The 15597-nt window shown below is 35.1% G+C and carries 14 protein-coding genes and 1 pseudogene; 13 read left to right on the forward strand and 2 right to left on the reverse strand.

Annotated elements, in window-relative coordinates:
- Positions 1-4 precede the first annotated feature (4 nt).
- Positions 5-1156, forward strand: a complete 1152-nt coding sequence (locus HT711_RS02315) for an XRE family transcriptional regulator (RefSeq protein ID WP_130886591.1) — start codon at positions 5-7, stop codon at positions 1154-1156.
- Between the two features lie 51 nt (positions 1157-1207).
- Here the strand turns inward: HT711_RS02315 and HT711_RS02320 are convergent, their stop codons facing one another.
- Positions 1208-1867, reverse strand: coding sequence for an A24 family peptidase (locus HT711_RS02320; RefSeq protein WP_173213100.1), 660 nt, complete (start codon positions 1865-1867; stop codon positions 1208-1210).
- Positions 1868-1936: 69 nt separating this feature from the next.
- Here HT711_RS02320 and HT711_RS02325 point away from each other — a divergent pair, with 69 nt between their 5' ends.
- On the forward strand, positions 1937-2392 hold the full coding sequence (locus HT711_RS02325) for a GNAT family N-acetyltransferase (protein ID WP_173233217.1): 456 nt from the start codon (positions 1937-1939) through the stop codon (positions 2390-2392).
- Positions 2393-2514: 122 nt separating this feature from the next.
- Here the strand turns inward: HT711_RS02325 and HT711_RS02330 are convergent.
- Positions 2515-3692: pseudogene (locus HT711_RS02330) on the reverse strand (ROK family transcriptional regulator).
- Between the two features lie 414 nt (positions 3693-4106).
- On the opposite strand from HT711_RS02330, the gene HT711_RS02335 reads away from it, so the two are divergent.
- The 11 genes from HT711_RS02335 (at position 4107) to HT711_RS02385 (ending at position 15596) form a co-directional block, all read left to right on the forward strand.
- Entirely contained in the window at positions 4107-5003 is an 897-nt protein-coding gene (locus tag HT711_RS02335) for a haloacid dehalogenase-like hydrolase (RefSeq protein WP_173233213.1), read from the forward strand.
- A gap of 14 nt (positions 5004-5017) precedes the next feature.
- The gene (locus HT711_RS02340) at positions 5018-5335 is read left to right on the forward strand and encodes a PTS sugar transporter subunit IIB (RefSeq protein ID WP_001151646.1); all 318 of its coding nucleotides are present in this window, start codon (positions 5018-5020) and stop codon (positions 5333-5335) included.
- Between the two features lie 16 nt (positions 5336-5351).
- Positions 5352-5669: a PTS lactose/cellobiose transporter subunit IIA gene (locus tag HT711_RS02345; RefSeq protein ID WP_173233210.1), complete on the forward strand. Its 318-nt coding sequence runs from the start codon at positions 5352-5354 to the stop codon at positions 5667-5669.
- A 9-nt stretch (positions 5670-5678) separates the two neighbouring features.
- Complete coding sequence (locus tag HT711_RS02350; RefSeq protein WP_001094994.1) at positions 5679-7034, forward strand: PTS sugar transporter subunit IIC; 1356 nt, start codon at positions 5679-5681, stop codon at positions 7032-7034.
- A 322-nt stretch (positions 7035-7356) separates the two neighbouring features.
- Entirely contained in the window at positions 7357-8826 is a 1470-nt protein-coding gene (locus HT711_RS02355) for an arylsulfatase (RefSeq protein WP_173249716.1), read from the forward strand.
- 2 nt (positions 8827-8828) lie between these two features.
- Complete coding sequence (locus HT711_RS02360; RefSeq protein ID WP_088788311.1) at positions 8829-9677, forward strand: formylglycine-generating enzyme family protein; 849 nt, start codon at positions 8829-8831, stop codon at positions 9675-9677.
- Positions 9678-9691: 14 nt separating this feature from the next.
- Positions 9692-10462, forward strand: coding sequence for a TSUP family transporter (locus tag HT711_RS02365; protein WP_173233206.1), 771 nt, complete (start codon positions 9692-9694; stop codon positions 10460-10462).
- A gap of 907 nt (positions 10463-11369) precedes the next feature.
- Entirely contained in the window at positions 11370-12365 is a 996-nt protein-coding gene (locus tag HT711_RS02370) for a LacI family DNA-binding transcriptional regulator (RefSeq protein ID WP_173233204.1), read from the forward strand.
- Between the two features lie 75 nt (positions 12366-12440).
- Positions 12441-13751 carry a sugar ABC transporter substrate-binding protein gene (locus HT711_RS02375; RefSeq protein ID WP_060628702.1) on the forward strand — a complete coding sequence of 437 codons (1311 nt, stop codon included), beginning with the start codon at positions 12441-12443 and terminating at the stop codon, positions 13749-13751.
- Between the two features lie 95 nt (positions 13752-13846).
- The gene (locus HT711_RS02380; RefSeq protein WP_000032532.1) at positions 13847-14749 is read left to right on the forward strand and encodes a sugar ABC transporter permease; all 903 of its coding nucleotides are present in this window, start codon (positions 13847-13849) and stop codon (positions 14747-14749) included.
- Position 14750: 1 nt separating this feature from the next.
- Positions 14751-15596, forward strand: coding sequence for a carbohydrate ABC transporter permease (locus HT711_RS02385; protein WP_000819520.1), 846 nt, complete (start codon positions 14751-14753; stop codon positions 15594-15596).
- Position 15597: the final 1 nt, after the last annotated feature.

Consider the following 15597-nt stretch of genomic DNA (forward strand, 5'->3'; position numbering starts at 1 on the left):
GTAAATGTTTAATGGTCGGGTATTGAAAGAATTACGGCTGTTAAATGGTTTAAGTAGAGCAGAATTAGCTCAGAGAATTGATTTAACGGAACAAGCCATTTGGCAGTTTGAGTCCAACGAAACGAAACCTAAATTATCAACCAAAATGCATTTGGCCAACCAATTTCATGTTGATTTAACTTATTTTGAACAAGAAGAAGAAAGTATTCGATTTGATTCTTCTGTAATTGCCTTTAGAAATGCAGACCTAGCAACACGGAAAACAATAGATATTCAAACTATGTATTTACATAAGGTAGATAGTTTGATTGATTATTTTGAAAGTTTTGTAATTATACCTAATATTACAATTCATGACCTAAGTAATGTAGTGAGTGAATCTTATCATAAGGGAGAATCCATTGAGGAATTGGCTCTTTATGCCAGGGAAAAATTAGGTATTTCAAAAGATAATCATGATTTGCTTTATAAATTAGAACGTTCAGGCATCTATATCGTGGAACGATTAATTAATGGCCAAGCTGATGCTTATAGCGCATGGTCAAAATTGGGAAGACCTTATATTGTGTTGGGAACGAATAAATCATCTGTACGTCGAAATTTTGACTTAGCTCATGAGCTAGGACATATTCTTTTACACAAATATAAAGATATGAATGAAGATGGCGATCGTTTGGAGCAAGAAGCAAATTATTTTGCATCATGTTTTTTATTGCCAAAAGAAGAGTTTTTAGTCAAATTTGAAGAGAGGGTTGGCAAGCGTGTCAGCAATCCTGATAGTTATATTTTATTGAAGTCGGATTTGAATGTTTCGATACAGGCTTTAGAGTATCGAGCTTTTAAGTTAGGATTATTGACTCCAAAGCAACATTCTTACTTTTATCGTCAAATTGCGCAAAAAGGTTACAAAATGATAGAACCTCTGGATGATCAAATTTTTGTTAAAAAACCAAGCAAAGTAAAGAGTATTCTGGACGTCGTTTTGAGTAATCATCTAGTCAGTCTAGCGACTATAATGTCTAAACAAAGTATTCGTTTACAGTTTATAAGCGAAATATTTTCAGTCGAAATGAAATTTTTTGATCAGTATCAAGAAGATAAAAGAACGGATCGATTTGATAACATCATTCCTTTGTATAAAAGAAATAATTTATAATTTAACTGTGAAATAATTTCATGAAGGACATATGGCAGAAATTGGACTTTATCAAACAAGCAGTAGCTTACCAAAAATAATCACACAAGTAGCGAGTAAGAGGAAAGGCACAAAAGGAAGTCTTTCCTTTTTCTTTTGCAGGAGAAAGGCTAGGATGCCCGTCGCCGAAGCAAACTGAATCAAGATCAGTAATTCTGTTGCGCTAAAGACGATAGCACAAGAAGCTAAAAAGAGAAAATCCCCTGCGCCCATGCGGATATCGATAAAATGAGCCACAATTCCAAGTACAAGGAAGAAGACCATGACTAGATTCCAGCCAGAGCAGGCCATTAGGATTATATGAAAAGTCATCCAGACCAGTAAGGGATATTCCTGATGGCGAAAGTCGTAGATGCCCAAGGTCAAACCAGCAGTGATTAGGATGACTTGACCCAAGGAAAGAAAGCTCCAAGACCAGGACAGAAATAGGAGCCCTAAGCCTAGTTCAAAAAGGGCATACCAGACAGGATAAGTAGCCTTGCAGTAGCGACAGCGAAAGCGATTAAAAACCTGCGAGAGAATCGGAATCAAATCTAAGGGCCGCAAGCGAGTCTGACAGGAATCACAATGACTAGCTGGAAAGATAATAGATTGCTCTGGAAAGCGGTCAATGACCAAACCAAGAAAGGAAGCGAGAATGCTCCCAACAAGAAAAAAATAAAAATCAATCATACTTATCTATTCGTAAAAAATGGGAGAAGTAGTATAATGGAGAAACATAGATAAGATGGTGAGGCAAAGATGATAATTCGTTTTGAAGAAAAGGTGAGTACAGAAAACGCTCAGCTCGTATGCAAATGGTCCAACTCTCTTGGCAAATCCTTTCAAGAACAATGGATGGGAACAATGATTCCTTTTCCCTTGACAATTCAAGTTTTGCAAGAGTTGGAAGGAATCTTTTCAATCTTTGATGGACAAGAGTTTGTGGGACTTATCCAGAAAATCAGGCTAGAAGGCAGGAATCTTCATATTGGAAGATTTTTTATCAATCCCGAGAAACAGGGGCAGGGCTTAGGTAGCCAGGTTTTCAGGAAATTTGTTAGTTTGGCCTTTGAAAATGGAGACATAGACAGTATTTCTCTAAATGTCTTCGAAGCAAATCAAGCAGCCCAGCACCTTTATCAAAAAGAAGGATTTGAAATCGTTCAAATGGTTGAAACACCTGTACGAAAATACATCATGAAAAAGGGGAGATAGGAGTTTAATTACAAATATAAAGAAAGCGAACAAAACAGAATTCTGATTTTCAGAAAACAGGTTTGTTCGCTTTTTATGATATACTCCCTCTTTTTAGCCTATTTATTAAATGTAATAGAAAATTAGGAATGTAGAATTGTATGATACAAACAAAGTGCAATAGCTGAGTGTGCAGCTGTAAAATCATTATAAGGTTCAATAATAACTTCAGGTAGGCGATTATAGAGCAATTTGGGTTTGTAGTTCATTTCACTATATAGTTTTTGGATGATGTGCTGATTTGTTAGTAAAGGACTATGTAGGTAGATTTTTTGAGAGTCAATCATCATACTGATATTTAAAATGGTTTGACTAAGATAGAGTAAGGCTTGATGGATAAGTGTGATTATTCCAGTGTCACCTAATTGATAAGCGGTTAAAATAACTTGGATATCAATATCATCGGCATTTTTGACTAAGCTAGGAAGTAAAGAATAGGTAGATTGATGATATAGAATTTTTGATTTTTTGATTAACCAAGATTCTCCAGCAAAAGTTTGTAAGCATCCCTTGCGCCCGCAACTACATTCTTCTCCCTCAGATGAAACAACTGTATGCCCTATTTCTCCAATCATTAGATTTCCTTTCCCATAAATGTTCCCGTCGTAGATATAAGAACAGTGCATACCTCTAGCAAAATGAAAATAAGCAAAATTAGGGTCATTCTGTTGGCGGCTAAATAGGCGTTTACCTATAGCCATACAGTTAACATTGTTAGAGAAAAACAAAGGCTTATCAAAGTGAGATTGAATCATTTCTAAGTCGATATGTTGCCATAAAGGATTGTTTGTTGTTATTTTATAATCATCTAAATAGCGACCAGGTAGCGCAATTCCAATTGCTTCTATTGCATAATCAGAGCAGTTATTTAAGAATTGCTTTAGTGTCTGGCTAATGAGTTGATTCCCCTTTTCTTGGATTAACTGTTTAGTAACAATTTCTTTCTCTTCTTTTAAGATGTTTCCTAGATTATCTCCTAAAGAAAAAGTAAAGTGTTTTTCAGATAGTTCACAACCAATGTAGTAAAATCGTTTAGCTTGAATATCTAGCAGGATTTTTTTCTTCCTACACTTGTATCGTGTTCGTCTTCACCAAGTTCTAAGAGAATGTTTTCTTTAATCAACTCATTTGTGATACTGCTGGTTGTTGCAGGTGTTATTCCTGTTTTTGTAGCAATTTCAATTCGTGAAATGGGGCCTAATGTATAAATTGTCTCCAGTATTTTAGCTCTTAGTTGTAATTGTTTCTTAGATAAGGTCATATTAGTTGTCTTTCTAGTTGTCAGATTTTTAAAATCTTATGATTTTTTGTTATGGAAAAATGTAGATGTTAATCTTTTTAAGCTTTTTAAGCTTTTCATTACCTACAAGTCTCTTTTTATTATATATTGATAATAAAAAATAATCAAATGTTTACACAAATCCTTGACAAGGCTTTCTTATAGTTGTAAAATATAAATAACAAAAGATAATCAAATAACAACTTGACGTCAAAAAATAAAGCTAATTGATAACTTTTGATAATAAAATATATTTAAGAGGAAGTGCAACGGAAAATAATGGAAAGTAATTCACAAGATAGAAAATAGAGTAGTATGTGATGATAGGGGTTCTTGCTAACAATGATATAGAGCCTAGTTGTTACGAAAATATTTCAATCAGTTGGAGGATTGAGAATGAAACGTTTAATTAGTGCAAATCCATCTGAGATATTAGAGATGAATGCTGAAGAATTAAAACAAAGTATTTTAGCAAGTGAAGGTAGAGTTGTTCTATCTGAAAATGTAGCCACTCGTGAGACATTTGTTGGAGATATCACTAATTCTGAAATTGCTAGAGCTTTTGGAGCTGACATGATTTTATTGAATTGTGTTGATGTTTTTGAGCCTAAAATTTATGCTTTGGATAGTTCAGGTGATGATGTTATTCATCGCTTACACCAGCTCGTTGCTTGCCCAATTGGTGTAAATTTGGAACCGATTGACCCATCTGCAAAGATGCTAGAGGAAACACAGGAAATTGTTGCAGGTCGTGTTGCAAACAGAGATACCTTTAAGAGGATTGAAGAACTTGGGTTTGATTTTGTTTGTCTGACTGGAAATCCAGGTACAGGAGTTAGCAATCAAGAGATTATCAAAGCAGTTCAATCTGCTAAAGAGAATTTCTCAGGTTTGATTATAGCTGGTAAAATGCACGGCGCTGGTGTAAAGGAACCTGTCGCGGATATTTCCGTTGCGGAGCAGTTGCTTGAAGCAGGTGCAGATGTGATTTTGGTTCCAGCTGTTGGGACAGTTCCTTCTTTTAACGATGAAGAATTACGCGCAGTGGTAGATTTAGTTCACAGTAAAGGTGGGCTAGTACTGAGTGCTATTGGGACTAGCCAAGAAACATCTGATACGGAGACAATTAGGGAAATAGCGCTGAGAAATAAAATTTGTGGAGTTGATATTCAACATATAGGTGACGCAGGATATGGGGGACTGGCAACAGTCGAGAATATTTATGCATTGAGCAAGGCAATTAGAGGAGTGAGACATACAGTATCTCGCTTGGCTAGGTCAGTAAATAGGTGATAAAGGAGTAAGCTATGGCTAAAGTAACAATTATGTTAGCATGTGCAGCAGGTATGAGTACAAGTCTGCTAGTGACAAAGATGCAAAAGGCAGCAGAAGATAAGGGGTTGGATGCAGAAATTTTTGCAGTTCCAGCTCCTGAAGCAGAAGAAATTGTAGCAACAAAGGAAGTAAATGTGTTGCTTTTAGGCCCTCAAGTTCGCTATTTACTAGGGGACTTTCAAGAAAAACTAAAAGATAGACAGATTCCTGTGGCGGTTATTCCGATGACAGATTACGGAATGATGAATGGTTCTAAAGTCTTAGATTTAGCTGAAAGTTTATTAGACTAAGATTGAGGAGAATGCTATGAATGAAAGTAATTTAGAATCTGTAATGGGGCTAATTATGTATGGTGGGGAAGCCAAAAGTAATGCTATGGAGGCTATTCAGGCAGCAAAAAAAGCTGATTTCTCAAAAGCCAATCAAAGATTAGCTGATGCGAATGCTGCCTTATTACAGGCGCATAAAGCTCAAACAGAAATGTTGACAAGAGAGGCACAGGGGGAAGAAACTTCAATTAGCCTCTTGATGGTACACGCGCAAGATCATTTAATGACGAGTCTGACCTTTGTTGACTTAGCAAAAGAAGTGGTAGAAGTGTACAAACGATTTGAAAAAAATTAGGAGTTTGGTATGAATACAATGTTGGATAAAATGCAAGAAAAACTTTCTCCAATTGCAATGAAAGTTGGGAATCAGAAGTTTTTAGTTGCTTTACGTGATTCATTTGTGGGGACTATGCCTGTTATTATGACAGGTTCCATTGCTTTGTTATTAAATGCTTTTCTAGTGGATTTACCACAACAATTTCACTTAGAAAGTATTACGAAAACCTTTCAGTGGCTTGTTGACATCAATAATTTGGTATTCAAGGGAAGTATACCAATTGTTTCATTGTTGTTCATCTATTGCTTGGGAGTGAATATCGCTAAGATTTACAAGGTTGATACAGTTTCTGCTGGTTTGGTATCACTTGCCTCGTTTGTCATTTCGATTGGAAGTACAGTTACAAAGAGTTTCCCTTTGGCAAATGTAGGAGATGTGAAATTAGATCAAATCCTACAAGGAATTGATAATCTAGCATTTGATGGTAAAAATCTGATGGTAACTATTGGGAATGTGATTCCAGGAAACCATATCAATGCTAGAGGCTACTTTACAGCCATGATGATTGGATTTTTAGCCTCTATTATTTTCTGTAAAGTAATGAAAAAGAACTGGGTAATCAAGTTACCAGATTCAGTTCCCCCTGCGATTGCTAAGCCGTTCACTTCTATCATTCCAGGATTTATGGCGATGTATATAGTAGCCATCTTGACTTATGTTTTCCATTTACTTAGCAATGACTTATTGATTGATTGGGTTTACAAGGTGTTACAAACGCCATTACTAGGTTTGTCTCAAAGTTTCTTTGCAGTTATTCTGATGATCTTTTTGAATAAGTTATTCTGGTTTTTTGGTCTCCATGGAGGAAATGTATTGGCTCCCATCATGGAAGGGCTATTTGGAGTTGCTATGTTAGCGAACTTGGATGCTTTCCAAAAAGGTGAACCGATTCCTTATATATGGACAAGTGGATCTTTTGGGGCGTTTGTCTGGTTTGGAGGATTAGGATTAGTACTTGCTATTTTAATTTTTTCAAGAAACAGTCATTATCGAAAAGTTGCCAAACTTGGTCTAGCACCAGTTCTGTTTAATATTGGTGAGCCGGTCAATTATGGTTTACCAGTTGTCTTGAATCCTTTGCTATTTATACCATTTGTACTTAGCCCAGTTTTCATGGCAACGGTAGCTTACTGGGCAACAAGCTGGGGTCTTGTTTCACCTGTTACGCAAAATGTTACTTGGGTAATGCCACCAATTTTATATGGTTTCTTCTCTACAGCATTTGATTGGCGTGCCATCATCTTATCAGTTGTTTGTTTGATTATTAGTGTCTTGACTTATTTCCCATTTGTGAAAATGGCAGATAAAACTGAATTGAGTTAAGGGTCTTACTTGCGTTTTTTGTGATAAAATAGAAATAGATTACGTGTAAGATGAGTTAGGTGTAGGATTTCTTATCTCCACTAAAATTGTTATTAGACAAAGGTTTATAGTCTGTTGAAGTTAGAATAGTACACTGTAACTTCTAAAACAGTGCTAGAAAATGATTTGAATTTTCTAATCGATTTAGTCATATTTTAGTTCATTTTTCTATAAAACATAACAAGAATGTTATCGCTTTATATAGAAAGATTGATATAGAAAGGGGTGCAGTAAAGGTAGATATCTTCTTGTGCCTCTTTTGCCATATTAGAAAGGAGATTTTATGGTTCAGACAAAACAGCCAAATATTATTTTGATTGTTGTAGATCAAATGAGAGCAGACGCCTTATCCTTGAATAGTAAGGATAAGCTAGTTAGCACTCCAACATTAGATATGATGGCTAGTGTAGGTTATAATTTTGAAAATGCCTATTCTCCAGTTCCTTCTTGCGTTCCTGCTAGGGCAGCTTTATTGACTGGCTTAGACCAAGATAAAAGTGGACGTGTTGGTTATCAAGATGAGGTGCCTTGGAATTTTACTAATACTCTTCCAAAAGTCTTTAAAGATATGGGTTATCAAACAGAGTGTATTGGTAAGATGCATGTTTTTCCTTCCAGACAGAGACTTGGGTTTGATCATGTCTTGCTTCACGATGGGTATCTACATGTTGATAGAAAGTATGACAAGGCTTATGGAAGTCAATTTGATTATGCTAGTGACTATCTAGCCTTTTTAAAGGGTAAAGTTGGTTATGATGTTGATTTGATTGATGACGGAATGGATTGTAATTCTTGGGAAGCTAGACCTTGGGATAAAGATGAGAAGTTACATCCAACAAACTGGGTTGTGAGTGAGTCCATTTCATTTTTACAAAGAAGAGATCCAACGGTTCCTTTTTTTCTCAAAATGTCTTTTGAAAAACCACATGCTCCATTAAATCCCCCAAAATACTATTTTGATATGTATATGGAACGCTTGCCTCAATTTCTCGATTTGCATATTGGGAATTGGGAAGTATTAGAAAAGCAAATTCCGTCTATTTATGCTTTAAGAGGGAAATTAAAGGAAGATGATCAAAGAAGAATGGTTGCTGCTTATTTTGGATTGATTACTCATATAGACCATCAAATTAGTCGCTTTTTGACTGCCCTAAAAGAATTTCGTCATGATAAAGATACGATTATCTGGTTCGTTTCGGATCATGGGGATCAGCTTGGTGAACATTATCTGTTTAGAAAGGGATATCCTTATCAAGGAAGTATCCACATTCCTTCGTTCATTTACGATCCGGCTGGATTGATAGCTGGTAATAGGGGAACAATCAAGCAATTAGTGAAAATCCAAGATATTTTTCCTTCACTCGTGGATTTGGCAGGAGGAACTACTACAGATGAACTAGATGGACGGAGTGTTAAGAATTTATTATTTGGACAGTACGAGGGGTGGCGAACAGAATTTCATGGTGAACATGCTTTAGGAAAAGATTCTAGTCAATATATCTTGACAGACCAGTGGAAATTTATCTGGTTTCCTGTTTTAAATCATTATCAGTTATTTGATATGAAAAAAGATCCGCATGAAATGAATGATTTGTATCCAAGTGAAAAATACCAACCTATTGTTCGTCAAATGAAGAAAAAATTAGTAGACTTTCTTAGATATAGAGAAGAAGGTTTTGTTGTGGATGAAGAGTTAGTTCCTGTTGAACTATCTAAAATAACACCCACTCTAACGAAAACGGGGGATACTTAATCATGAAGATGAAAAAAATCAAGGGTGGGACATTTATGATGGGAACAAATTCTGAAGAGGGCTTTTTAGATGATTTTGAAGGTCCTCAAGTCGCTGTTAGTGTAAAGGATTTCTCCATTGCGGATACTCCAGTTACGAATCAAGAATTTGCTCAATTTGTGAAAGAAACAGGCTATAAAACACTAGCTGAGCGACAAGAGTGGTCTTTTGTTTTTATATTGTTCGTTCCAGAGGCAGAAAGGGAGGGATATCCTCATCCTGCTGGGGCTCCGTGGTGGTTACAAGTTCCGAACGCTTGCTGGAAACATCCCTACGGTGAGAACAGTAATCTAGTGGGTTTAGAAGACCATCCAGTAGTTCATGTTGCTTTAGAAGATGCATTGGCTTTCTGTAATTGGAGCGGAATGTCTTTACCGACTGAAGCACAGTGGGAATATGCTGCTAGAGGAGGAAGACAATCTGAATATCCTTGGGGAGATACTCTTTTAGAAGGTGGATATTATCATGCCAATACTTGGCAAGGAAGATTTCCTTATGAAAATACTGCTTTAGATGGATTTATAGGAACGGCTCCTGTCTATGAATTTTTACCTAATGATTTTGGTCTATATCAAATGATTGGGAATGTTTGGGAATGGTGTCGCAATCCGAGATATACCTTATTAGCTAGTTTTAATGAAGATGACTATGAGTTGCCAAAATATGGGATACAAGAGGAGGAGTATGCTATCAGAGGAGGTTCCTTTTTATGTCATTGTTCTTATTGTAATCGATACCGAGTAGCTGCTAGAAATGGATGTATTTCTACTTCAACTAGTAGCCATCTAGGTTTTAGATGTTTGAAAGAATAGGATGGACTTAAAAAGTGGTTGAGATTATTTATTTTCTAATCATTATAATAGCTAGTGGATTGGGTTCTATATCAGGCATGGGTGGTGGAATTATAATTAAGCCACTTATGGATAGTTTTGGATACCATTCGGTCAGTGATATTGCTTTTTATTCTAGTTTCTCTGTTTTTATAATGGCGATTATTTCAACAATCAAAAGATTTTCACAAAGTAAAGAGATAAAATGGAGATTGATTTTTACGGTATCCTCTTCTTCTGTTTTAGGAGGATTTCTAGGTCATCTTATTTTTCAAGTTCTGTTATCTCAATTATCAGTACGGCTAGTATTCATTGTTCAAATGATTTTACTATTTGTGATGCTACTTGTATCATTTGTTTTAGCAGATTTTAAAAAAACTTATCAATTTGATAAGATAGGATTCTATATGATTTGTGGTCTTCTATTGGGCTTGATTTCTAGTTTTTTAGGGATTGGTGGTGGTCCGCTCAATGTATCTTTATTGATGGTGTTTTTTTCTATTTCGATAAAAGAAGCAACGATGTATTCTCTTGCAATTATTTTCTTTTCCCAGTTGTCTCATTTGGCTACAATTGTTGTGGTTACAGGTTTAAATCAGTATCATTTAGCACCTGTTCCAGTTATTTTTCTTGCTTCTATATGCGGAGGGGTATTGGGGACGGTTGTATCAAAAGTCTTACCTGAAAATTGGGTAAGATACTGTTTTAAAGGGATGTTATTCTTTGTCATGGGAATAACTTTATATAATTTATTTCATATTTTGTAAGGTCAGTGTGAAAATATTTAAATAGACTTCCTGTAAAAACTGGATTTAACGCCCTCTATTTGTCAAATTAAGCTAGACAGTCTTACCAACTCAGAAAATACCTGATGAGGTGTTTGGTATCCAAGGGATTTAGGTGGGATGTGATTTCTTGAGGCTGGGAAAAAAGTCTTTAAAATTAAAAAACGTATAATATCAGGTGTTGAAACTTTGATATTATGCGTTTTATTGTGGGAATATTTATTTCATTTTCCTGAAATTGAGTTTTTGCCCAGCCTAAAATTCTTGACTGACTTTGTTGAAATCTGTCTACTTTGGCAAGTCATGACACCTTAAAAGTCTATTTGAATGTTCGTTGAGACACCGCTGTCTTGGACATCCTAGATTCGCAAAAAAGCTCTCACTATCGTGCTGATTGGAAATATCTTTCCATTTTGAAAACTCTTTTCCCCAGTCAAATGTAATAGATTTAAAGAGGTTCACTAGAAATTGTGCTAGCCACCCTTGGATGGATTCTGCCACATATTTTGCCTTACGACTCTTGGTCTTCAAACTGACAATCAATTGACTATACCTGTTCGCTTACAAATAGGAGAGAACTTTTTACGAAAATCTAATGAATATGCCATAAGAACATTATACCGCAACGTGTACTATTTTTGGTTCATTTTACTATAGAAACTATTGAAGCACCTGTACGAAAATACATCATGAAAAAGGGGAGATAGGAAACAAATAAAGGCTTTTCCTGTTTTATGTAGATGTTCACACATGAAAATTGAAAGAATTTTAGAAAGCTGATTGGAGTGATTTTATTCATGATAGGAAAAAGGATCTGGTCAAAAATGATTGAGAAATAGTTGCTTAAAAAGCGTTTGCATGATACTATATATTGAAAGGAGGTGATAATATGGTAGAACAAAGAAAATCAATTACCATGAAAGATGTTGCTTTAGAAGCAGGAGTTAGTGTTGGAACAGTTTCACGTGTGATTAATAAAGAAAAAGGCATTAAAGAAGTAACTTTAAGGAAAGTTCAAAGGGCTATAAAAACATTGGACTATATCCCTGATAATTATGCTCGAGGTATGAAAAAGAATAGAACAGAAACTATCGCTTTGATTATTCCGAGCATATGGCATCCATTTTTCTCGGAGTTTGCCTATCATGTTGAGAAAGAGTTATTAAAATATAATTATAAATTATTTATTTGTAACGCTGATAGCGATTCACAAAATGAAATCGAATATATCGAAATGTTGAAACAAAATAAAGTGGATGGAATTATTGGTATTACATATTCTGATATTGACAAATATATTTTATCCGATTTACCGTTTGTAAGTATAGATAGACATTTTTCGGAAAATGTATGCTATGTTACTTCAGCAAATTACAAAGGAGGACAAACTGCAGCAGAGGAACTGGTTAGAAGGGATAATAAGCACCTTGCTTTTATTGGTTCAATTAATATGTATGAGAATGAGACTATACTCAGAAGTAAAGGATTCAGAGAAAAAGCTAAGGAATTAGGAGTAGATGTCTATAATTTTGAAATGAAAGAACCTTTAATAAATCCTGAAAATCAGATAAGAGTTTTTTTGCAATCTCATAAAGAAATTGATGGTATATTTACAATAAATGATATGATGGCTCTGAGAGTTATTAGTGTTATGAAAGAACTGGGGAAAATAGCACCTGATGATTACCAGATAATTGGGTTTGATGGTTTAAAAACTTCTGTCGATCAATCTTATCTAGTGTCTACAATAGTTCAAGATATTGGTATGATGGCAAAAGAATCTGTTGCAATGATACTGAAAATGATTAAGCGAGAAGAGATTCTAGAAAAACGAATCGTAATTCCCACATATTTTTGGGGAGATAAAACAACAAAAAAAATTTAAAAAGCGCTTGACAATTAATGAAAGCGCTGTTATAATATAATCAACAAATGAAACGTTTCAAAAAGGAGGAAAATAATGCGTAAAGGTACAATGTTATCTGTTGTTGCGGGGCTATCGTTAGCTATACTTGCAGGTTGTAGTGGAGGAACTAACTCAAAACAAGCTAGTTCTTCAAATGATATTAAAGTCTGGGTACAATTCTCTGACGAAACCAATGAAGGAAAAGCTTGGCAAAAAGTTGTTGACAACTTTAATCAATCAGGAAAAAGTAAGTACAAAGTTGTAACTGAGTATATTCCTCGTAGTGGTAGTGGTGGAGGATATGAAGACAAGGTTAATGCTGCTATCACGACTAATAGTCTTCCAGATGTTATTACCCTTGATGGACCAAATACGGCAGCTTATGCAAAATCTAAAGTGATTACTCCGCTAGATGATTATCTAAAAGATAATAATATGGATGATGTTTTGGACAGTATTAAACAACAAGGAACTTATGATGGCAAATTCTATGCATTTGGATTTTCTGAATCGAATGTTGGTGTTTATTACAACAAAAAAATGTTCAAAGAGGCCGGAATTGCGGAATCAGAGCTTCCAACGCTAGAAAAGCCATGGACATGGGATGAATTTAATACGATTGCTAAAAAATTGAAAGATCATTATAACAAACCGGCAATTGATTTTCGTATTAATTCAAACGATGAAATGTTACCATATGCTTATATGCCGTTGATTTGGTCAAATAATGGTTCTGTCGTAAACGAAGATGGAACAAAGGCAGAAGGATACTTCAACTCAAAAGAGAGTGTAGAAGCAGTTCAATTCATTCAAAATCTTGTAAAAGAAGGTTATACAACTGTTAGTCCAGTCGAAAAAGGTTTTGAAACAGGAGAGTATCCAATGCTTTTGAGTGGTTCTTGGACGATTGCTGACATGAATACAAACTACAAAGATATTGATTTTGGTATCCTTCCTTACCCAGTATCTAGTAAGACGAAAAAATTAGTATCCCCTTCAGGTAGTTGGCAATTAGCTGTTACGACAAAATCTGATAAAAAAGAGGCAGCATCTGAATTTGTTAAATTTGCTACAAATACAGAATCAAGTGAAATTATTAGCTTGGGGAATTCGGTCCTTCCGATTCGTAAATCTACAATTGAAAATATCAAAGATAAAGTGTCCGAACCAATGCGTTTCTTGATGGAACAAAATTCAAAAACAGCTCATGCTCGCCCAGTTGTCGTAGCATATCCTCAGGTTTCTAGAGCTTTTCAACAAGCGATGCAAGATATCAGCTATTATGAAGAAAATCCAAATGTGCAAAAAGTCTTGGATACTCGTACAAAAGAAATGCAAACTGCTATTGATCAGTCACTCAAATAATCTGTAAAAAAGAAGGTGGAAGGAAAATGTTTGGAACTACCTTCCCCTTTCTTGTTAATAGCCTAGTTTGATATATATGATTAAAGGAGATGGATATGAGTAAAGAAACTGTTGTGGATACAAAAAGACGTGAAAAAATAAAGGATAACATACTAGGTTATAGTTTTTTAGCTCCAGCTTTAATTTTATTAGGTATCTTTTTAGTAATTCCAGTTGGAATGGTCATTTATTACGCTTTTACAGATTATTATTTGTTGACACCAGATGAAAGAAAATTTGTTGGACTTGAAAATTTTATTCGATTAACAAAAGATCCGATTTTCTTAAAGAGCTTCTTGAATACTTTGAAATTTGTTGTTTGGATTATTCCAGTTCAATTGGGAGCGGCCTTAGGAATGGCTTTGATTGTTAATAAAAAGCGCAAAGGGAATATGTTTTTTAAAGTGGCTTTTTTTGCTCCAGTTGTCATGTCCTTGGTAGTTATTTCTATTCTTTGGCTTTATCTTTTAAATCCAAATAGTGGCTTATTAAATGCTATTTTAAATAAGGTAGGTATTGCTTCTCAACCTTTCTTGACTAGTCCTAAACAAGCTATGTATGCAATTGTTTTTGTTTCTGCTTGGCAGGGTGCAGGTTATCAGATGCTTTTATTTTTAGGAGGAATGCAGAATATTCCACAAGATGTCTATGAAGCTGCTGAATTAGATGGATTCTCAAAGTGGGCTCAGTTTCGTTATATCACGATGCCCCTACTAAAACCAACAGCCCTGTTTGTATTGTTAACAACTTTAATTTCTGCCTTTAAACTGATTGTGCAACCAATGGTTATGACACAAGGTGGTCCATTAAACTCAACAATTACTATGGTGTACTATATTTATCAACAAGGCTTTACTGATCGTCTTGTAGGATATTCTAGCTCAATCGCTTTAGTGTTTACAACGTTAATTGGTATGATTAGCTTAGTACAACGTCGCGTTCTGAAGGAGGATGACTAAGATGAAACGATTTAAACCAACAACAATCTTAGAATATATTCTGTTAACCCTATTGGCAGGACTCTTCCTTTTTCCTATGGTTTGGATGGTAGTTTCAGCTATGAAGCCAGAAGCGGATGTTTATAAAAATTTGACTAGTTGGCAAGCCTTCTTACCAAGTTTAAATCCTGCTGATTGGTTTAAACCTTATCAGGAAGTATTTGAGCGATTTAGTATTTTTACCTATCTAGGGAACAGCATTTTTTATGCTGGAACGTTTGCTATTGGTTCTATTATTGTCAATGCACTGGCCGGTTTCGCTTTTGCAAAAGTCAATTTTTCAGGTAAGAAAATTTTATTTGGTTTCTTACTTGCTTTACTTATTATTCCAGTAGAAACTGTGTTAATTCCACAATTTACCATTATCAATTCCCTAGGTTTGGTCAATAATCGTCTTGCAGTTATTATTCCAGGATTGGCGAGTGTATTTAATATTTACTTATTTAGGAATTTCTTTATTGCAATTCCAGAAGAGATTCTTGAGTCTGCAAAGATGGACGGAGCAAGTATCGTTAGAATTTTCTTTAGAATTATGCTTCCAATGTCTAAACCTGCAGTTGCTACAGTTGGTGTTTTATCATTTATTTCAAGCTGGAATGATTATATTTGGCCATTGATGGTTTTGACAGATTCTTCTAAATTTTCAATGCAGGTTGCAATTACAACTATTAATACAACTCAACCAGTTTATATCAATCAGGTAATGGCTGTATTAACTATTTCAACGATTCCGTTGATTTTGGTCTATGTAGTCGCTCAGAAATATATTGTTCAAGGTCTGGGTGGTTCCGGAACTGGAATAAAATAGG

It is taken from the genome of Streptococcus sp. 1032 (assembly GCF_013277015.1).
GTDB lineage: Bacteria > Bacillota > Bacilli > Lactobacillales > Streptococcaceae > Streptococcus.